The sequence below is a fragment of the Pseudomonas paraeruginosa PA7 genome, from assembly GCF_000017205.1.
Taxonomy (GTDB): domain Bacteria; phylum Pseudomonadota; class Gammaproteobacteria; order Pseudomonadales; family Pseudomonadaceae; genus Pseudomonas; species Pseudomonas paraeruginosa.
Genome location: NC_009656.1, coordinates 4,799,452 through 4,818,180, shown reverse-complemented (window position 1 = coordinate 4,818,180; position 18,729 = coordinate 4,799,452). Strand labels below are relative to the sequence as shown.

General features: G+C 66.8%; 15 protein-coding genes. 5 read left to right on the top strand and 10 right to left on the bottom strand.

All coding sequences use genetic code 11. From position 1 onward, the window contains the following. Positions 1-49: 49 nt before the first annotated feature. The 4 genes from yihG to PSPA7_RS31460 form a co-directional block, all read right to left on the bottom strand. Entirely contained in the window at positions 50-964 is a 915-nt protein-coding gene (yihG, locus tag PSPA7_RS22290) for a 1-acylglycerol-3-phosphate O-acyltransferase, YihG family (RefSeq protein ID WP_004367266.1), read from the bottom strand. A gap of 126 nt (positions 965-1,090) precedes the next feature. Beyond that, positions 1,091-3,205 carry a phosphate acetyltransferase gene (gene pta / locus PSPA7_RS22285; protein ID WP_012076987.1) on the bottom strand — a complete coding sequence of 705 codons (2,115 nt, stop codon included), beginning with the start codon at positions 3,203-3,205 and terminating at the stop codon, positions 1,091-1,093. Between the two features lie 61 nt (positions 3,206-3,266). Continuing rightward, the gene (locus PSPA7_RS22280) at positions 3,267-4,451 is read right to left on the bottom strand and encodes an acetate kinase (protein ID WP_004367272.1); all 1,185 of its coding nucleotides are present in this window, start codon (positions 4,449-4,451) and stop codon (positions 3,267-3,269) included. Next, positions 4,451-4,789: a DUF3565 domain-containing protein gene (locus tag PSPA7_RS31460; RefSeq protein WP_071535371.1), complete on the bottom strand. Its 339-nt coding sequence runs from the start codon at positions 4,787-4,789 to the stop codon at positions 4,451-4,453. The genes PSPA7_RS22280 and PSPA7_RS31460 overlap by 1 nt, the downstream gene beginning before the upstream one ends. Here PSPA7_RS31460 and PSPA7_RS22275 point away from each other — a divergent pair. The 5 genes from PSPA7_RS22275 to PSPA7_RS22255 all read left to right on the top strand — a co-directional run bounded on the left by PSPA7_RS22275 (position 4,758) and on the right by PSPA7_RS22255 (position 8,960). Continuing rightward, entirely contained in the window at positions 4,758-5,243 is a 486-nt protein-coding gene (locus tag PSPA7_RS22275) for an FKBP-type peptidyl-prolyl cis-trans isomerase (protein ID WP_012076986.1), read from the top strand. The genes PSPA7_RS31460 and PSPA7_RS22275 overlap by 32 nt on opposite strands. A 206-nt stretch (positions 5,244-5,449) precedes the next feature. Further along, positions 5,450-5,932, top strand: a complete 483-nt coding sequence (locus PSPA7_RS22270) for a glutathione peroxidase (RefSeq protein ID WP_012076985.1) — start codon at positions 5,450-5,452, stop codon at positions 5,930-5,932. Between the two features lie 134 nt (positions 5,933-6,066). Next, complete coding sequence (locus PSPA7_RS22265; RefSeq protein WP_012076984.1) at positions 6,067-6,657, top strand: TetR/AcrR family transcriptional regulator; 591 nt, start codon at positions 6,067-6,069, stop codon at positions 6,655-6,657. Positions 6,658-6,697: 40 nt separating this feature from the next. Further along, complete coding sequence (locus tag PSPA7_RS22260; protein WP_012076983.1) at positions 6,698-7,810, top strand: NADH:flavin oxidoreductase; 1,113 nt, start codon at positions 6,698-6,700, stop codon at positions 7,808-7,810. A 190-nt stretch (positions 7,811-8,000) separates the two neighbouring features. Next, positions 8,001-8,960, top strand: coding sequence for a DegV family protein (locus PSPA7_RS22255; protein WP_012076982.1), 960 nt, complete (start codon positions 8,001-8,003; stop codon positions 8,958-8,960). A gap of 3 nt (positions 8,961-8,963) precedes the next feature. On the opposite strand, the gene PSPA7_RS22250 is transcribed toward PSPA7_RS22255, so the two are convergent. The 6 genes from PSPA7_RS22250 to PSPA7_RS22225 form a co-directional block, all read right to left on the bottom strand. Then, a complete protein-coding gene (locus tag PSPA7_RS22250) occupies positions 8,964-10,184 on the bottom strand; it encodes a glycosyltransferase family 4 protein (protein ID WP_012076981.1) in 1,221 nt (406 codons plus the stop codon). Positions 10,185-10,271: 87 nt separating this feature from the next. Continuing rightward, positions 10,272-10,886, bottom strand: coding sequence for a phospholipase C accessory protein PlcR (gene plcR / locus PSPA7_RS22245; protein WP_004367282.1), 615 nt, complete (start codon positions 10,884-10,886; stop codon positions 10,272-10,274). 17 nt (positions 10,887-10,903) lie between these two features. Beyond that, positions 10,904-13,096: a phosphocholine-specific phospholipase C gene (locus PSPA7_RS22240; protein ID WP_012076980.1), complete on the bottom strand. Its 2,193-nt coding sequence runs from the start codon at positions 13,094-13,096 to the stop codon at positions 10,904-10,906. 341 nt (positions 13,097-13,437) lie between these two features. Next, a complete protein-coding gene (gene cerN / locus PSPA7_RS22235; protein ID WP_004367285.1) occupies positions 13,438-15,450 on the bottom strand; it encodes a ceramidase CerN in 2,013 nt (670 codons plus the stop codon). Between the two features lie 376 nt (positions 15,451-15,826). Further along, a complete protein-coding gene (gene cysZ, locus PSPA7_RS22230) occupies positions 15,827-16,567 on the bottom strand; it encodes a sulfate transporter CysZ (RefSeq protein WP_012076979.1) in 741 nt (246 codons plus the stop codon). 84 nt (positions 16,568-16,651) lie between these two features. Beyond that, entirely contained in the window at positions 16,652-18,607 is a 1,956-nt protein-coding gene (locus PSPA7_RS22225; protein WP_012076978.1) for a sensor domain-containing diguanylate cyclase, read from the bottom strand. Positions 18,608-18,729: the final 122 nt, after the last annotated feature.

Genomic DNA, 18,729 nt, shown 5'->3' with positions numbered 1-18,729 from the left:
CCCGCCATTCGGCGGGCTTTTTCATGGGCGCTGGTAGGCGCTCTTCGTCCTACGCCTTGGCGTTACCGGGAAACTCGCGGTGCAGGCTGTCGAGCAACTGGTCCTTGCGCTCCCACAGCTGGTTGACCCATTGCTGGAACTCCGCGCGGTAGGCGGCGTCCTGGTCGTAGCTCTTGCCGACGAACTGGCGCGGGATTTCCAGTTCCTCGAAGCGCACCACGACCTCCTTCAGGCGTCCGGAAAGCAGGCACCAGAAGGTCGGGCTGCCGTCCGGGTAGTGGATGGTCACGTTGACCAGGGTCTTCAACTGCTCGCCCATGGCGTCGAGGACGAAGGCGATGCCGCCGGCCTTGGGCTTGAGCAGGTGGCGGAACGGCGACTGCTGCTCGTCGTGCTTGGCGCGGGTGAAGCGGGTGCCTTCGAGGAAGTTGAACACCGCCACCGGGATGCGGCTGAACTTGGCGCAGGCCTTGCGCGTGGTCGCCAGGTCCTGGCCTTTCTTTTCCGGGTGCCTGGCCAGGTAGGCCTTGCTGTAGCGCTTCATGAAGGGGAAATCGAGGGCCCACCAGCACAGGCCGATGATCGGCACCCAGATCAGTTCCTGCTTGAGGAAGAAGCGCAGCAGCGGGATGCGCCGGTTCAACTGGTATTGCAGGACGAGGATGTCGACCCAGCTCTGGTGGTTGCTGGTGACCAGGTAGGAATGCTGGTACTCCAGCCCCTGCAGGCCCTGGACGTTCCAGCGGGTGCGCTGGACCAGGTTCATCCAGCCCTTGTTGCAGGCGATCCAGCCTTCGGCGATCAGGCTCATGATCTTGCTGCACAGGCGCTGGGCGGCGGCGAACGGCAGCAGCAGCTTGACCAGGGTCATGCCGAACAGCAGGCAGGCCCAGCACAGGGTGCTGGCCACCAGCAGCAGGCCGGCCAGCGAGCCGCGCAGGAAATGGGGGAGAAACGAAAGCATCGAGGAGTCCTTGTACGTAGGCGCCCGGCCAGGGCCGGGCGCGTGGAGCGGGGCGTGATCCCGCCGTTCACATGGCACATCCTCGTGCCTGGCCGAAGCCAGTGCCGCCCATTGGGCGGCGTTCCCTCAGGCCGGCGCCTGGGCGTCCGCCTGGATGGCGGTGAGGGCGATGGTGTAGACGATGTCTTCCACCAGCGCGCCGCGCGACAGGTCGTTCACCGGTTTGCGCAGGCCTTGCAGCATCGGCCCGACGCTGACGCAATCGGCGCTGCGCTGCACTGCCTTGTAGGTCGTGTTGCCGGTGTTCAGGTCGGGGAAGATGAACACCGTGGCCTGCCCGGCCACCGGGCTGTTCGGCGCCTTCTGGCGGCCGACGCTGGCGATGGCGGCGGCATCATACTGCAAGGGTCCGTCGATCAACAGGTCGGGTCGCTGCTCGCGCGCCAGGCGGGTGGCCTCGCGGACCTTGTCGACATCGACGCCGGAACCGGAGTCGCCGGTGGAGTAGCTGATCATCGCGACCCGTGCCGGGATGCCGAAAGCCTGCGCCGACGCGGCACTCTGCACGGCGATCTCGGCCAGGTCACTGGCCGAAGGATCGGGATTCACCGCGCAATCGCCGTAGACCAGCACCTGGTCCGGTAACAACATGAAAAACACTGACGACACCAGGTTGTAGCCGGGCGCGGTCTTGATCAGTTGCAGCGCCGGGCGGATGGTGCTGGCGGTGGTGTGGATGGCGCCGGAGACCAGGCCGTCGACCTCGTCGAGGGCGAGCATCATGGTCGCCAGGACCACGCTGTCCTCCAGTTGCTGCTCCGCCATCGGCGCGTTCAGCCCCTTGCCCTTGCGCAGCTCGACCATCGGCTCGACGTAGCGCTGCCGGACCAGGTCCGGATCGATGATCTCCAGCCCTTCCGGCAGCACGATGCCCTGGGCCTGGGCCACCGCCCGGACCTCTTCCGGCTTGGCCAGCAGCACGCAGCGGGCGATCCCGCGCGCCTGGCAGATCGCCGCGGCCTGCACGGTGCGCGGCTCGCTGCCCTCGGGCAGGACGATGCGCTTGCCGGCCTTCTGCGCGCGCTGCACCACCTGGTAGCGGAACGCCGGCGGCGACAGGCGTAGCTCGCGCGGCGTGCCGCAGCGCTGCTTGAGCCATTCGAAGTCGATGTGCCCGGCGACGAACTCGGTGACCCGCTCGGCGCGCTCGCGGTCGTCCACCGGGATTTCCTTGTTCATCCGGTTCAGGTTGGTCGCCGTGTCGTAGGAGCCGGTGGCCACCGACAGCACCGGCAGGCCGCCCTGCAGGGCGCCACGGCAGAGTTCCATGATCCGCGGGTCGGGCGGGAAGTCGCTGCACAGCAGCAGTCCGGCCAGCGGCACGCCGTTCATCGAGGCCAGGCTGGCGGCGAGGATGATGTCGTCGCGGTCGCCGGGGGTCACCACCAGCACGCCGGGCTTGAGCAACTGCACGGTGTTGGGCACGGCGCGGGCGCACAGCACGATCTTCTGCACCCGGCGCTGTTCGTAGTCGCCGGCGTTGATCACCCGCGCGCTGAGCAGGTCGGCGATGTCGCGAGTGCGCGCGGCGTTGAGCTCGTCCTGCCAGGGGATGCAACCGATCAGGCGGAAGTCGTCGCGCAGCAGCGGCGAGTGTTCGGTCAGGCGCCGGGCGAAGTCGGCGACGCCGTCCTCGGCGCTGGCCGCGTCGGCCTCGCCGCGGACCTTGTTGAGGATCACCCCGAGCACCTTCGGGTCGCGCGGGCCGCCGAACAGCTGGGCCTGGATCTCGATGCGGTCGGTGAGTTCGGTGAGGGTCTCGTTCTCCGGCGCCGAGACCAGGATCACCTCGGCGTCGAGGCTCTTCGCCAGGTGGAAGTTGACCCGCGCGGCATAGCTGGCGTGGCGGGTCGGCACCATGCCTTCGACGATCACCACGTCCTTGTCGGCGGCGGCGCGCTGGTAGAGGCTGATGATCTCTTCGAGCAGTTCGTCCAGCTGGCCGTCGCCGAGCATCCGCTCGACCTGCGCCAGCGGCAGCGGTTTCGGCGTGTCCAGGCCGTGGGTGCGCGCCACCAGTTCGCTGGAGCGCTCCGGGCCGAGGTCGCCGGGATGCAGCTGGGCGATGGGTTTGAAGAAGCCGACCTTCAGCCCGGCGCGCTCGAGGGCGCGGAGCAGGCCGAGGCTGATCGAGGTGAGGCCGACGCCGAAACCGGTCGGGGCGATGAAGAAGGTATGCATCTGGGCTCCTTAAGCCGTGCGTTGGGCCGCGCCGCCGGGTGGGCGGGGGCTCCGGTCCCGTTCAGTCGAGCAGGGCCAGGGTGTCGAGGGCGATCTGCCGCTCTTCGTTGGTCGGGATGACCAGCACCCGCGGGTGGCCCGTGGCCTGGATCGGTCCGGCGACGCCGCGCACGCAGCGGGCGTTGGCCTCCTGGTCCAGGCGCAGGTCGAACAGGCGCAGGTGGGCCACGGTCTTGGCGCGCACCAGCGGCGAGTTCTCGCCGATGCCGCCGGTGAAGATCACCCCGTCCAGCTGCGGCAGGGCGCAGCTCATCGCCGCCAGGGACTTGGCCAGGCGGTAGCAGAACACCTCGATCGCCAGCGCCGCGCCGGGGTGGCCCTGCTCGCGTTCCTGTTCCAGGGTACGCATGTCGTTGGACAGGTTGGAGAGGCCGAGCAGGCCGCTTTCGTTGTTCAGCATCGAGTCGATGCGCTCCAGGCTCCAGCCCAGGGTCCGCGCCAGGTGGCTGTGCAGGTTGGGGTCGACGTCGCCGCTGCGTGTGCCCATCACCAGACCCTCCAGCGGGGTCAGGCCCATGCTGGTGTCGAGGCTCTGGCCGTTGACGATGGCGCAGGTCGAGCTGCCGTTGCCGAGATGGGCGCTGAGCCAGCTGCTGTCGCCGACCGCCAGCCCGGCCATTTCCGCCGCGCGGTGGCTGACGTAGCGGTGGCTGGTACCGTGGAAGCCGTAGCGGCGCACGCCGTGCTCGCGATAGAGGGCTTCCGGCAGGGCGTAGCGGTAGGCATGTTCCGGCAGGCTCTGGTGGAAGGCGGTGTCGAACACGGCGACGTGCGGCAGCCCGGGGAACAGCGTCATCGCCGCTTCGATGCCCTGCAGGTTGGCCGGGTTGTGCAGCGGCGCCAGCGGCGCGGTGGCGCGGATCGCTTCGATCACCCGCCCGTCGAGGCGCGTGGCATGGGTGAACAGCTCGCCGCCGTGCACCACCCGGTGGCCGATGCCGTGCAGCTTGCCGCCGGCGGCGTTCTGCACCATCGGCAGCAGTTGGGCGAGGGCGGCGCGGTGGTCGGCGTTGGGAATCATCAGGCTGTCGCTATCGCCGCCGCGCTTCCAGCGCAGCACCGCGTCGCGGCTGCCCAGGCGCTCGGCGAGGCCGTGCAGGGGAAACAGGGAATGGGCTTCGTTGACCAGGGCGAACTTGATCGACGAACTGCCGCAGTTGATCACCAGAATGTTGCGTGAGGGCATCACTGCTCCTTGGTCTGCTCTTCTTGTTCCCGGGCACACCAGCCGCAGCGAAAGGGGCGGCCGAGCTGTCTGTGCCGCGCGTTTTCGTCCAGGACCCAGGCGCGCGACTGCCAGGGCGGTTGGTGGCGCAGGTGCTGAGTATGGCCACAGGACAAGACTGCCACCCAATGGCCTTCCTCGTCCTGATGAAAATCAATCACCCGCGACGGCGTTCGCACGTCCCGTTCATCCGGGGCGCGGTCGCTTTCGGGGCTATTGATGCGTACACTTGCGCATTCATCTTCTTTATCGAAAAGGTTTCGTACCATGCAGATCGCGGCCAACAAGGCGGTTTCCATCGACTATACCCTGACCAACGACGCCGGGGATGTCATCGACAGTTCCGCAGGTGGCGCGCCGCTGGTTTACCTGCACGGTGCCGGCAACATCATCGTCGGTCTGGAGAAGGCCCTGGAAGGCAAGAACGTCGGTGACGAGCTGAGCGTCGCCATCGAGCCGGAAGATGCCTATGGCGAGTACAGCGCCGAGCTGGTCGCGACCCTGACCCGCGAGATGTTCGAGGGCGTCGACGAGCTGGAAGTGGGCATGCAGTTCCATGCCTCGGCGCCGGACGGCGGCATGCAGATCGTCACCATCCGCGACATCGACGGCGACGACGTGACCGTCGACGGCAACCACCCGCTGGCCGGCCAGCGCCTGAACTTCAAGGTCAAGGTGGTCGACGTGCGCGACGCCAACGCCGAGGAAATCGCCCATGGCCACATCCATGGCGAGGGTGGTCATCACCACTGATCGGCTGTCGTTCGCCGATTGATGGCCTGGGCCGTCCAGCGGCGGAACTGCTAAGCTGATACTGCGAAAGGCGCCTTTGGGCGCCTTTCGCGTCATGCGCCATGCCTGGGCTCTCCACCCCGTCCCCCGGGGTTGCGCCGCAGCCGGGAATCCCGTCCGCTGCGGGGCTTGGCACGTTGTGTCGCTGAATGCGCAAGGAGTACGTCATGAGTGCCTTTCACGATCTCACCCTGCAGGGGTTGGATGGACAGGACCTGCCGCTTTCCCCGTTCAAGGGCAAGGTGCTGCTGGTGGTCAATGTCGCCTCCAAATGCGGCCTGACGCCGCAGTACGCCGGCCTGGAGAACCTCTACCAGACCTACCGCGAGCGCGGTTTCGCGGTGCTCGGCATCCCCTGCAACCAGTTCGCCGGCCAGGAGCCGGGCAGCGAGGCGGAGATCCAGTCCTTCTGTAGCCTGAACTATGGCGTCAGCTTCCCGATGAGCGCCAAGGTCGAGGTCAACGGCAGTGCGCGGCACCCGCTCTATCGCCTGCTGGCGGGCGAGGGCGCGGAGTTTCCCGGCGACATCACCTGGAACTTCGAAAAATTCCTCCTCGGCCCCGATGGCCGCGTGCTGGCGCGCTTCAGCCCACGCACCGCGCCGGACGACCCGGCCCTGGTGCAGGCCATCGAGAAGGCCCTGGGCTGATTGGCCCGGCGGGAGGCCTCCCGCCGGCGCCTTTCCCTCCCGAACGCGGCGCGACAAGCCCCGGCCTGTGATGCCTGATCACTGTCGTTGATAGTGCTGGGCGAGCGAGACGACCGGTCATATTCTCTCGCTCCATGAACAGCAACCGACTCGACAAGCGCGAACTGATCCTGGCCAAGGGCTCCGAGGTCATGACCCGGCGCGGCTACCACGGTACCGGGGTGCTGGAGATCGTCCAGGCCGCGCGCATTCCCAAGGGCTCCTTCTATCACTACTTCGACAGCAAGGAAGCCTTCGCCGAGCAGGCCCTGGAACACGTCTACGCGCCGCGCCTGGCGCGCTACGCCCAGGCCCTCGGCGATAGCCGCTTCAGCCCGCGCGAGCGGGTGCTGCGCTACTACGGCGAGCTGCTGGAGCACTTCGCCCGCCAGGAAAAGCCCGAATACCACTGCTTCATCGGCAGCCTGAGCTTCGAGATGGCCGAGCTGTCGCCGCCGATCGCGGCCAGGGTCGAGTCGATCCTGCAGGCTTCCGCGCGAATCCTCCAGGACTGCCTGGAGCAGGCGCGCGCGGCCGGCGAACTGGCCGCCGACGAGGACTGCGCGAGCCTGGCCGGCTTCATCGGCTGCGCCTGGCAGGGCGCCCTGGCGCGCTTCAAGGTCGGCGCCGGCCTCGCTCCGCTGAACGCTTTCATGTCGCGCCTGGAGCTGCTGCTCCGTGCCTGATACCTGCCCGACCCGCCCATTCCCCCTTAGGAGTCCGTCCATGAGTGCCCCCGTAGAAGCCCTGTTCCAACCGTTCCGCCTCGGCGCCCTGGAGCTGCCCACCCGCGTGGTGATGGCGCCGATGACGCGCAGCTTTTCCCCCGGCGGCGTACCCAACGCCAAGGTCGTCGAGTACTACCGCCGGCGCGCCGCCGCCGGCGTCGGCCTGATCGTCACCGAGGGCACCACGGTCGGCCACAAGGCCGCCAACGGCTATCCGAACGTGCCGCGCTTCCATGGCGAGGACGCCCTGGCCGGCTGGAAGCAGGTGGTCGAGGCGGTGCATGCCGAGGGCGGGCGCATCGTTCCGCAACTCTGGCACGTCGGCAGCGTCCGCCGCCTGGGCGTGGAGCCGGACGCCAGCGTGCCCGGCTACGGCCCCATGGAGAAGGCCAAGGACGGCAAGGTGCTGGTCCACGGCATGAGCAAGGCCGACATCCAGGAGGTCATCGCCGCCTTCGCCCAGGCCGCCCGCGACGCCCAGGTGATCGGCATGGACGGGGTGGAGATCCACGGCGCCCACGGCTACCTGATCGACCAGTTCTTCTGGGAAGGCAGCAACCAGCGCGACGACGAGTACGGCGGCAGCCTGGCCAATCGCTCGCGCTTCGCCGTCGAGCTGGTACGGGCGGTGCGCGCGGCGGTCGGCGCGGATTTCCCGATCATCTTCCGCTTCTCCCAATGGAAGCAGCAGGACTATTCCGCGCGCCTGGTGGAAACCCCGGAGGGCCTGCGCGAGTTCCTCGCGCCGCTGGTGGAGGCCGGCGTCGATATCTTCCACTGCTCGACCCGTCGCTTCTGGATTGCCGAGTTCGAAGGCTCGGAACTCAACCTGGCGGGCTGGACCCGCGAGCTGACCGGCAAGCCGACCATTACCGTGGGTAACGTCGGCCTGGACGGCAGCGAGTTCCTGCAATTCTTCGGCAACACCGACGAGGTGGCGCAGCCGGCGAGCATCGACGGCCTAGTGGAGCGCCTGGACAAGGGCGAGTTCGACCTGGTCGCGGTGGGCCGCGCGCTGCTGGTGGATCCGGAGTGGGCGGTGAAGGTCCGCGAGGGGCGTATCGGCGACATCAAGCCGTTCAGCCGCGAGGCCCTGGCCAGCCTGGTCTGAGGCCGCGTCCGCGGCGCACCGGCCCGGCGCCGCGCCGGCAAGGAGATCCCACCCTTGGGGGTGGGATTTTTCATGCCCGTGATTTTTTCCGAAAACCCGCCGTGCGGCCGGCTGACTTCAAAGTCCGAAACGGGCATTGTATGACCGCCAACACAACAATAGGCCGAGAAACGGCCAGAGGAGCGAATCCATGCGTATCGGCCTGGTGGTCGACGCGACCTGCGACCTGCCGCCCGAATTCCTCGCCGCCCACGGCATCCGCGTGATGCCGATCGGGATCCGCCTGGGCGAGCAGCGGCTCATCGATCGACGCGACCCCGACACCACCCTGAGCTTCTACCGCGACCACCTGCCCAGGGTCGGCAGCAAGGACGGCAGCCAGCCGCTCTCCGCTGCCGAGTTGCAGCAATGGTTCCTCGACGAACTGGTGACCGACTTCGACTACGTGGTCTGCCTCACCGTCGACAGCCTGCGCAGCCCGATCTTCGAGCACGCCACCCAGGCCTCCTTCGGCCTGCTCCAGCATTACCACGAGCGCCGCCAGGCGGCCGGCATCGCCGGTCCCTTCACCCTGCGCGTGCTCGACAGCCACGCGGTGTTCGCCGGCATCGCCTGCCTGGCCGCCGAGGCTGCGCGCCTGCTGGCGCAGGGCTGCCACCCCAACGCGCTGCGCACGCGCCTCGAGCAGCTCAGCCTGCAGACCTGCACCTACCTGGTCGCCGACGACCTCGGCCACTTGCGCCGGCGCGGCTTCCAGAAGGGCGATCGCAGCGGTTTCGTCGACCGGGTCAAGGGCGCGGCGCTGGGGTTGGGCTCGCTGCTCGACGTCAAGCCGGTGTTCAGCCTGGCCGAAGGCGAGGACAAACCGGTGGCGCTCTCGCCGAGCTTCGAGAAGTCGGCGGAGAAGCTGCTCGGCTATGCCCTGGCGCGGGTACAGGCGGGTGAGCTGCTGGCGCCGCAACTGAGTCTCAGCTATGCCGGCGATCCGACCGCGCTGCGCGACCTGCCGGGCTTCGCCGCGCTGGAGAACGCCTGCCGCGAGCGCGACATCCACTTGCACCTGGGCATGCTCAGCCCTACCGGCGGCATCAACCTGGGCGCCGGGGCGATGAGCCTGGGCTTCATCGCCGCGCCGAAACCCTTTGCCTGAGGTTCACTCGCGGCTGCGCGGCAAGGCTCCGCCATCCTCCGCCGGCGGCCGCTCGGGCCTGGCCGGGGCGGGCTGGAGCAGCGGGCTGGCGCAGGCGTCTTCCAGGTAGTTCTGGAAATGTTCGACGATGCTCTCCCAGCCTTGCCGGCTGGCGTGCTGGCGGGCGTTGAGACGGACCCGGCGCAGGCGCTCCTGATCGCCCAGCAGCCAGCTGGCGACTTCGACGAAGCCGGCGTTGTCGCCCGGCGCGGCGAGCACGCCGTTGTGCCCGTGGCGGATGTGCTGGCCGGCGGCCGCCTGGTCGAAGGCCACCACCGCGAGGCCGGCGGCCTGGGCTTCGAGGACCACGTTGCCGAAGGTTTCCGACAGGCTCGGGAAGAGGAACAGGTCGCCGGAGGCGTAGTGGGCGGCCAGGGTCTCGCCGCGCTGCACGCCGCAGAACAGCGCTTCGGGCAGGTCGCGTTCGAGGTGCTTGCGTTCCGGCCCGTCACCCACCAGCACCAGGCGCAGCTTCAGCTGTGGATGGGCGGCACAGAGCGCGCGGAAGCTGCCGCCGAGCAGGCCGAGGTTCTTCTCCGCGGCCAGCCGGCCGACGTGCAGCACGGCGATGTCCTGTTCGCCCAGGCCCCAGCGCCGGCGCAGCTCGGGATCGCGGCGGGAGGGGTGGAAAAGTTGGCTGTCGACCCCGCGCGAGAGCAGGTTGAGGCGTTCGAAACCGCGCCGCTGCAATTCCATGCGCTGGCTGCCGCTGGGCACCAGGGTCATCTGCGTGCGGTTGTGGAACCAGCGCAGGTAGCCGGTGACCAGCCGGGTCAGCGGGCCGAAGCCGTAGTGCTCGCTGTACTGCTGGAAGTTGGTGTGGAAGCCGCTGACCGCCGGGATGCCCAGGCGCCGCGCGGCGCGCAGGGCGGAGAAGCCGAGCGGGCCTTCGGTGGCGATGTAAAGCACGTCGGGGCGCTGGCGTTTCCAGCAGCGCAGCAGCTTGTGCAGGCTCGACATACCCCATTGCAGGCCGGGGTAGCCGGGCAGCGGCCAGCCGCGGGTCAGCAGCAGCTCGGCATCGCTGCGCCGGCCATCGTCGCCCGGTTGGCGCGGGCGCACCACCTGGACCCGGTGGCCGAGCTGCTGGAGGCCGGCGTGCAGGCGTCCCAGGGTGTTGGCGACGCCGTTGACTTCCGGCGGATAGGTTTCGCTGATCAGGGCGATGCTCAGGGGTCTGCTCATGACGCCAGTGTCGACCGGCGCCGTGTAGCGGATGTGACGTTTTCGTGATGACTTGATGACGGCGCCCTTGTCGGGGCGCGGTGGCTTTCAGCGCTGCAGCAGGCGCGGGTTCTCTTCGCCGAAGATCTGCTTGCGCAGGGCCTTGAGGCGTTCGTCGATGGCGGCGTGACGTTGCTCCTCGCCTTCGACGCTGGCGAGCACCTCGGCGATCGCCTTGTCCGACTCCTGCGCGTATTCCCGCAGTTGTTCTTCCTCGCCGGGCGTCGGTGGTTGCTGTTGGATGGCGGCGCTATCCTTGAGCGCCATCCATATCTCGAAGTCGAGCGCCTCGCGGCGCCTGGCATCGGTCTCCACATAGGGCGTCAGGCGCTGGATTTCCTCGAAGGTCTGGCGCGGATCGGCGCCGACCACCACCTCGCGCTTCAGTTGCTCGATCAGGCTTTCGGCGGCCTGCTTGCGTTCGATCTCGGACATTTGCGCGGCGCTGCGGCTGAATTCGCCGAGTTGTCGTTCCAGGTTGTCGGGGGCGGTGGCTGTAGTCATCTCTGGGGCTCGGGAGGGCGTGGAGAGGTTCGGCGTCGATGTGGCCTGCGGAGTTTGCGCGATGGGCGCTGGCGTCGGTGGATAGAACAGCAGGACAGAGCCGATGGCTGCGCCGCAGAGCAACAGGGCCAGCAATGTCCAGGTCAGGGTGGATTTCATGCGGTGGACTCCTCGCTTCAGGTCGCTGCAATGTCGAACAGCGGATCGCTCTTGCTCGGCTTGCCGGTCTCCACGTGTCCGGCCAGGCGGCGGAGATAGTTGGTCTCGGTGTTGCTGGCGGTCACGCTAAGGTCGTACCAACCCTGGCTGCTGCGCAGCAACCACACCTCACTGATCGCCTGGTTCGGTTCGAGTTCATAGCGGCGGCTGCCCTCCTGGGTATAGACCGGGTTCGGCGTCACCGTCACGCTGCACGGCAGTTGGCCGAGATTGCGGATGTTCAACTGCAGATTGCCGTTGCGTTGATAGGTGACCGATACCTCGGGCCGGGCCATCTGCGCGGCGAGATGCAGGTTGCCGTGGAATTCGCGGAAGAAGCCGTTGGGGCCATGCACCTCGAAGGCGTAGCGGCCATTGGCGTCGAGCAGGTCGTCGAGTTCGTCGCTAAGCGTGCGGCCCAGCTCCTCTCCGCTTTCCTGGACCACCGGATAGCTGGTCACGGTATAGAAGCGCGGATTGCCGACTTCCCGTGGCTGCACCTGGAATACCGCGGCGGAATGTCCCTGCGGATTGCTCGGTAGGCTCACGCCGTCGTTGCCCAGGGCCAGGCGCAGCTTGCCGGCGGCGACGTCGATGTCCAGAGTGGCGTGCAACTGGTAGGGCACCGCGAGGGCAGGGCGTTGGCCCTTTTCCTGGCTGGGCAGGCTCTTGGGCTCATAGGACCAGTACTTGGGGCTGGGCCGGTAGAACTGCTGCCAGTAGGCGTCCTCCTTGCGCGCGTCGCTCTGTGGGACGTTGGTCAGGTCGGGGGCGACCTGGGTATCGCCTGCGCCCTGGAAGTCGAACAGCGATGTGAGGTCGCCGCAGACGGCGCGCCGCCAGGGCGAGATGTTTTCCTCGACGACGCCGAAGCGGCGTTCAAGGAAGCGCAGCACCGAGGTATGGTCGAATACTTCGGCGCTGACCTTGCCGCCCTTCGACCAGGGCGAGATGGCGATCAGCGGGACGCGGTGGCCGAGCCCGATGGGCAGACCGCTGGATGCCTCGATCTCGCCGGCGGTACTGACCGTGGAAAGGCCGACTCCATCCTTCCACGGCGGCACCGGGACGCTGGCATGATCATAGAAGCCGTCGCCCTCGTCGTAGTTGAGGATGAACACGGTCCTGGCCCAGACCTCGGGGTTGCTGGTCAGTGCGTCGAGCACCCGGGTCACGTAGTACTCGCCGAACGAGGGACCCCACCAGGGATGCTCGCAGTAACAGTATGGCGCGACGATCCAGGATACCTGCGGCAGCGTGTTTTCCTGTACGTCCTTGCGCAACTGGTCGACGCCGCGGGCGAGCATGGCGCGCTGCCAGAGGTCCGAATCGCGCGGGGCGTTCTTGAAGTTCCTGAACCAGGCGAGGGCGTTGCAGTCGTAGTTGTTCTGCTCCTGGAGGCGGTATTTCCAGTAGGCGTCGACGTATAGGTACCAGAGCGACGAGGAACGGTAGCCGCCTTCCTGATAGATCCGCCAGTCCACGCCGGCGGCGCTGAGCCGCTCGGGATAGGTGGTCCAGTCCACCGTGCCGCTGGCACCGATGGTGCCATCGCCCATGTCGTTGCCGATGTGTACGCCCTTGCCGTCGCCGCTGGGAGCGGCGCGTCCGCTCATGTGATAGAGGCGGTTCGGATTGGTAGGGCCCAACATTGACTGGTGGTAGGCCTCGCACAGAGTGAAGGCATCGGCCAGGGCATAGTAGTAGGGAATGTCGCCGCGCTTGAAGTAGCCCATGGCTTCGGGGTACTGCACCGCCATCCACTTGTCGTTGCGACCCTGGTTCCAGATCGCATGGAAGGCTGACCATTCGTGGTTCTGCGAACTCACCCACTGGGCGCTGGTGACCTTGGTATCCCAGTGATAGGGGGAGAACTCGTACTTGTAGTTCTGATACCAGACCGGCTTGCCGTCCTGGCGCTTGAGCGCGCGAGGATCGTTGAAGCCGCGGACGCCGTTGAGGTGGCCGAAGTAGTGATCGAAGCTGCGGTTCTCCTGCATCAGGATGACCACGTGCTGGACGTCCTGGATGGTTCCGGTGCGAATGTCCGGCTCGATGGCCAGGGCGCGCCGGAGGGTATCCGGGAACAGCCCGGAAAGGCCGGCCAGGGTAGCGGCCTGGGCGCTGTGCTTGAGAAAGGTTCGACGGCGGAATTTCCAGTTTTCGGTCATCGTTTTATTTTCCAGGTGGTTTTTTGGTTTCCATCAATCTGCGTACTTCTTGTTTCGAGATGATTAAGCGTCTTCGCTGTTTTTCGGTAGGGGAGTCTGCGAACTGATGATTTCATGGCGATAATTTATCGGTTGGGTCCGAAAGCGACTCCGATATGACTTTGAGCGACAACTTAAGAATTTTTTTCAAGGTAGAAAAAGAAGGGCATGGAAATGGTTTTCCATGCCCTTCTCGGTTGAATGAAGTTTCACTTTTTTACGTGTTGCTCGTCACATTTTATTTGACGTTTTTCATGCGTCATAAAGTTGCCTTGCGAATCTCAAGCCTTGGCTGGAGTCCACTAAGGAGCGGTGCCGAGCACCTCGAAGGAACGGGTCGAACCGCCGATCTCGCTGATTTTCTGGGTCCAGAAGTTCTTCTTGTTGCCATAGTGCCTGATGTAGTAGTGGCCCGGTTCGGTTCCTGGTGGAATGGTCCAGCTAATAGTCGCTTTCGATGCTGATATACCCACTCTCTCCCAGTGGTATTGGGTATCCCAGTCATTATCGGTGGCAATGGTCATGGGAGTCTGTTTTCCATCCTTGCCGATATACACCACTTCCAGGAAGGTTTTCTCGGTGCGCAAGTCATTCTTTGGATGTCCGGTCACGAAAGTGACTGTCACTTTGTCGCCGATGCGATAACTTTCCCTGGGTTGTTGCAACACGTCGCCGAAGGACCTGCCGATATAAGGATCGTCGGCCACTACTCCGGTCTGGAAGTTCATCTGGCAGCAGGACAGGTCCGGCGCGATAGCCGAGGTTTCCACCGGCAGGCGCTCGCGCAGCGCCACCGCCATGTCGACGAAGAGTTGCTGGTAGGCGGCCTGGGTCCAGGGCCCGTAGAGGGTCGAGCCGCCCTCGTATTCCTGGGCGGCGTATTCCTCGCGGGTGGTGACGTAGCTGGCATAGGCGTTGGCGTAGCCGTTGAAGATCACGTGGCGGATGCCGGCCGCCTCGCTGGCCGCCTGCACCGCGCGGCGGATGCGCACGCCGGCCATGACGGTGAATTCCGCCGGGGCGCCGAGCAGTTCCAACTGGCCGATGCGGAACATCTGGATCGGCAGCACGGTCGGCGTCCAGGGGTAGGGTTGCTTGTTGCCGGTGTCGGCGAGGATGGTCTTTTCCGCCTGGCACTGCACCAGCTCCTTCGGCGGTACTCCGGTGAGCAGCCCGCCGAGGGCCGAGAGGAACGGGTTGTTGCCTTCCTCCAGGCCCAGCGGCCCGGGGCCGTCCTCGGTGCTGCCGGCGGCCAGGCTGGTGCCGATGGCTGCGCTGCATAGCTGGTGCGGCTGGCCGTCGGTGAACTCGGGGCGGATCGGCAGGCGGGTGAAATCGACGAAGCGGAAGCGCGAATCCAGTTCGCCGAGCACCTCTTCCTGGTTCTCGCCGGCGATCTGGTAGGCCTTGGCGAACTGGCGCAGGCCGATCTCGCGGGTGTTGTCGAACTCGTTGTCGAAGGGGCCGGAACCGGGCTTCAGGTTCAGGTTGGGCGACAGGTTGCCGGCGTTGGTCTGGGCGAAGGCCGCGACGAAGCCGGCCTTGCGGCTGACGTCGCGCTCCCAGTGGTAGCTGGCGTAGCCCTTGTTGTCCGGTGAGATCAGGCGGTTGGCGTTGGTCATGGAGGTGCTGTGCACCGGGAACCAGCTGATCGCCCCGGCCAGCTCGCCGTTGGCGTCGACGAAGCTGAGCACGCTCATCTGCGGATCGATGCCGTCCTCGTAGCCGGCGATGTCCGGGTTCTTCAGGTGCGACAGCAGCGAGCGGTTGCGGCTGGCGTTGCGCAGCTCGCCGCTGCCGTAGAACAGGCGGCCGGGCTGCAGCCTGGCCTGGGCCCGCTCGATGGCGCGGACGATACCGTCGACGATGGCGTCGAAGGTCTTTTCCTGGAAGCCGAGCACCGAAAGGTTGTACATCGCGTAGTGGGAGAAGCCGCCCGGACCGGAGTGGGTGTGGGTGGCGGCCAGCATCACGTTGTTCTCGTCGTAGATCCCGGGGTACTTCGCCTTGAGCCGGGCCAGGACCTTCAGGTGCACGGCCTGGAAGATCATCCCCAGGTCGGTGTTGACGTAGACCAGGCGGCGTCCGCTGGCCGGTTCCTCGATGACGAAGGCGCGTGCCCACTGGCGCATGTGGATGCCGGCGGTCTTCTGTTCGAGGGACGAGTAACCCATCATGCCGACTTCGGCGGCTTCGCCGGTGATGTCCGCCTTGCCCAGGCCGAAGCGGTAGGGCAGGTCGTCGGCCCGCGAGGGGTGGGAAAGGACCAGCAGGATGCAGGACAGCAACAGTCTGGTGAGCGCGGAACGTGACATGGCGACCCTCTTCTTGTCGTCCGCCGAAAGGCGGTGTGGGGAACCGGGGTCGACGAATGCGGGGCGCGGCCCGCTTCGCCTGGTTGCCACTGTAGTGCCAGCTGGTACGGGCGGAGGGGGGCGTTGCGGACAGCAAGGGGGTGGACGGCGGCCATCCTGCCCGGGCGGCGGGCGGGCATAAAAAAGGCCGCCTGCGTGGGGAGGGCACGGGCGGCCAGTCGGGTTCGGCAGCGTCTCGCCGGTCTGCAAGGGCTGGCGCGGGTCTCGGCTGCGGTCCGCGCCGACGCTCCCGAGGGCCGTTGCAGTGTGCCCGGTCGGCGCTGTCAGGCCGGTGACGCCAGGATGACAATGCCGACAGGCGAGACCGGCGGGGCGATTACCTGACCAGCGCCTTCTCGCCTTCCTCGCGGACCCAGAACAGGGTCGCGCCGGCGACGGCGGCGGGCATCATCACCAGGTTGACCAGCGGGATCAGCAGCGCCAGGTAGGTCATCCCGCCGAAGCCCATGCAGGCCCAGCGCTTGCTGCGCAGCCAGGCGAGCATCTCGTTCCAGCCGAGCTTGTGGTTGTCCGCCGGGTAGTCGATGTACTGCACCGCCATCATCCAGATGCCGAAGAGGATCCACAGCGGCGTGGCGACCAGGTTGACCCCGGGCACGAAGCTCAGCACCAGCAGCACCAGCGCGCGCGGCAGGAAGTAGGCGAGCTTGCGCATCTCCCGGCCCATGGTGCGCGGGATCATCGCCAGCAGTTCGGCCCAGCTGAACGGCGGGAAGTCGTCGCGGCCGCGAACCACCACCTCGACCTTTTCCGAGAGGAAGCCGTTGAACGGCGCGGAGATGATGTTGGCGACCATGGTGAAGGTGAAGAACACGATCACCAGCACCAGCAGGACGAACAGTGGCCAGACGATGTACTGCAGGAAGCCCAGCCAGTCGGGCAGGCTGGGCATCAGCAGGTCGACCCAGTGGCTGAACTGCTGCATGGCGAAGCCGATCAGCAGGGCGAACACCAGCAGGTTGATGCTCAGGGGGATCAGCACGAACAGGCGCAGGCCGGGGCGCATGATCAGCTTCAGGCCTTCGCCGAGGTATTGCGGGCCGCTCAGGGCTGGCATGGGTAGGGGCTCTCCAATGGGGGGCGGGCAGAAACCTTAGCAGACTCGCGAAAGCCCGGGACAGGGCGTGTTTGACCGGGCATTTCAGGAGGGCGCCTGGTACAGGCAGTAGCGGTTGCGTTGTCGCTTGGCCTGGTACATGGCGCTGTCGGCGGCGCGCACCAGGCCCTCGGCGTCGCCGGCATGCCGTGGATAAAGCGCGATGCCGATGCTCGGGGTGACGAAGTCGATGTGCTCGCCGCCCAGCGCGATGGGCTGGACCAGCGCCGCCAGCAGCCGTTCGGCGAGGCGCGCGGGGCTGTTCGCCTGGCTGTCCTCGAGGAGCACGGCGAACTCGTCGCCGCCCAGGCGATAGGCCTTGTCCGGTTGCCGCAGGGTGTTGCGCAGGCGCTCGGCGACGGTCCTCAGCAGGGCGTCGCCGATGTCGTGGCCGAAGCGGTCGTTGACTTCCTTGAAGCGGTCCAGGTCCAGGTACAGCAGGGCGATCTCCGCGCCGCCGTTGCCGGCGCGGAACAACGCCTGGCCGAGCTGTTCCTCGAAGGCCTTGCGGTTGCCCAGGCCGGTCAGCGGGTCGCGGTAGGCCATTTCCAGCAATTGCTGCTGGTAGGCGACCTGGTCGCTGACGTCGCGGACGATGCCACGGTAGCCGCGCAGTTCGCCCTGCAGGTCGTGGACCAGCGAGACCGTGGCCTCGAAGTAGCCGAGGCTGCCGTCGGCGCGCTCGAGGGGCACGGCGAAGGTTTTCCCGGCGCCGCTCTGCATGGCGCGCTGGAAGGGCTGGCGGGTGCGCGCCGGGTCGTCCTCGCCGAGCAGTTCGTAGTAGGGATGGCCGACCAGCGTTTCGCAGGGGTGGCCGAGCAACTGACAGAGCGCGGGGTTGACGGTGAGGATCACGCCCCCGGTGTCCATCTCGAAGTAGCCGTCGCGCATCGACTGGAGGATCGCCCGGTCGCGCGCCTCGCTGTGTTCGAGGCGTTCGAGCATTTGGTTCATCTCGCCGCCCAGTTGCCCGAGCTCGTCGTTGCCGAAGTCGCTCAGGCGCGCCGAGTGGCTGTTGCGGCCGACCTCGGCGACCTCCCGGTTGAGCCGCTGGACCCGGCGCAGGACCCACAGTTCCAGGGCCAGGTAGCCGACCAGGAAGGCGCCCAGCGCGACCAGCAGGGAGGTGCCGAGGAAGAAGTTGATGGTCTTCTCGCCCTGCAGGTAGAGCTGGCGCGGGGTGGTGATGTCGAAGCGCAGCTGCGGCTCGCCGCGCGAGCTGAGGTATTGCAGGGAGACCTGCTGGCGGTGTTCGCCGAGGAAGCGCCGCGGGCTCAGCAGGGCCTGGTTGCGGGTGGTTCCGGTGCGGCTGTGGAGGGCTCGCCAGCTCGGGTCGGTGGGCGCGTTGGGCTGCGGCAGCAGGTCGGCGTTCATCTGTTCGCGCAGGCCGCCCAGGCGCTCCTGGTCGAGGAAATAGCCGGCGAGGATCACCCCTTTCGGCGGGGCGCTGCCCTGGTTGTCGCTGATCGGCACGCTGACCAGCAGGGTCGGCAGATTGTCCACCAGCAGCAGCTCGCTCAGGCTGTGCCCGGTGCCGTGCCGGAAATCCATGGCGCCCAGCTCCAGGGCGCGCCGTACCAGGGCTTGTGCCAGCTCCTGGTCGGACGCCGAGGGTGCGCCGAACAGCACGCGCTGGCCGGGAGCGGCCGGCGACCACTGCCTGAGCGCCACGCGCCCGCGCTCGTCGAGGAACAGGACGAAGTCGAAGCCGAGGTCGTCGAGCATCTCGTGGTCAAGGTTCTCCCGTTCGAAATCGTCGTCGGGCTTCTGGATGAAACGATAGGTGGCGTTCCACCAGGCGTAGGTGTGGACGATGTCGAGGTGGCGCTTGAGCTCGAAGTCCAGCTTGTTCTGCAGGAACAGCGCCTCTTCCTGCAGGCGCCGTTCGTCCTCGCGGTCGAAACGGCTGAGCAGGATGCTTTCCGACAGCAGCCAGATCCCGCCGAGGCTGACGATCAGCAGCGGCAGGAACAACCGGAGCAGGCGCGAACGTAGGGGCATGCGGGGACCGGGATAGTGGGGGACTGCCTGAGTCTAGCCGGAGGAGACCGGCATAGGCGGTCTCTATCATGCGAATTGAAATTCGACATTTCAATGTATCGTCGCGGCTGGGTAACCTGCGC

What these genes read in the sequence shown, in the direction of transcription:
- yihG (WP_004367266.1), bottom strand. Translation starts at nt 964, where the DNA reads ATGCTTTCGTTTCTCCCCCATTTCCTGCGCGGCTCGCTGGCCGGCCTG.
- pta (WP_012076987.1), bottom strand. Translation starts at nt 3,205, where the DNA reads ATGCATACCTTCTTCATCGCCCCGACCGGTTTCGGCGTCGGCCTCACC.
- PSPA7_RS22280 (WP_004367272.1), bottom strand. Translation starts at nt 4,451, where the DNA reads ATGCCCTCACGCAACATTCTGGTGATCAACTGCGGCAGTTCGTCGATC.
- PSPA7_RS22275 (WP_012076986.1), top strand. Translation starts at nt 4,758, where the DNA reads ATGCAGATCGCGGCCAACAAGGCGGTTTCCATCGACTATACCCTGACC.
- PSPA7_RS31460 (WP_071535371.1), bottom strand. Translation starts at nt 4,789, where the DNA reads ATGGAAACCGCCTTGTTGGCCGCGATCTGCATGGTACGAAACCTTTTC.
- PSPA7_RS22270 (WP_012076985.1), top strand. Translation starts at nt 5,450, where the DNA reads ATGAGTGCCTTTCACGATCTCACCCTGCAGGGGTTGGATGGACAGGAC.
- PSPA7_RS22265 (WP_012076984.1), top strand. Translation starts at nt 6,067, where the DNA reads ATGAACAGCAACCGACTCGACAAGCGCGAACTGATCCTGGCCAAGGGC.
- PSPA7_RS22260 (WP_012076983.1), top strand. Translation starts at nt 6,698, where the DNA reads ATGAGTGCCCCCGTAGAAGCCCTGTTCCAACCGTTCCGCCTCGGCGCC.
- PSPA7_RS22255 (WP_012076982.1), top strand. Translation starts at nt 8,001, where the DNA reads ATGCGTATCGGCCTGGTGGTCGACGCGACCTGCGACCTGCCGCCCGAA.
- PSPA7_RS22250 (WP_012076981.1), bottom strand. Translation starts at nt 10,184, where the DNA reads ATGAGCAGACCCCTGAGCATCGCCCTGATCAGCGAAACCTATCCGCCG.
- plcR (WP_004367282.1), bottom strand. Translation starts at nt 10,886, where the DNA reads ATGAAATCCACCCTGACCTGGACATTGCTGGCCCTGTTGCTCTGCGGC.
- PSPA7_RS22240 (WP_012076980.1), bottom strand. Translation starts at nt 13,096, where the DNA reads ATGACCGAAAACTGGAAATTCCGCCGTCGAACCTTTCTCAAGCACAGC.
- cerN (WP_004367285.1), bottom strand. Translation starts at nt 15,450, where the DNA reads ATGTCACGTTCCGCGCTCACCAGACTGTTGCTGTCCTGCATCCTGCTG.
- cysZ (WP_012076979.1), bottom strand. Translation starts at nt 16,567, where the DNA reads ATGCCAGCCCTGAGCGGCCCGCAATACCTCGGCGAAGGCCTGAAGCTG.
- PSPA7_RS22225 (WP_012076978.1), bottom strand. Translation starts at nt 18,607, where the DNA reads ATGCCCCTACGTTCGCGCCTGCTCCGGTTGTTCCTGCCGCTGCTGATC.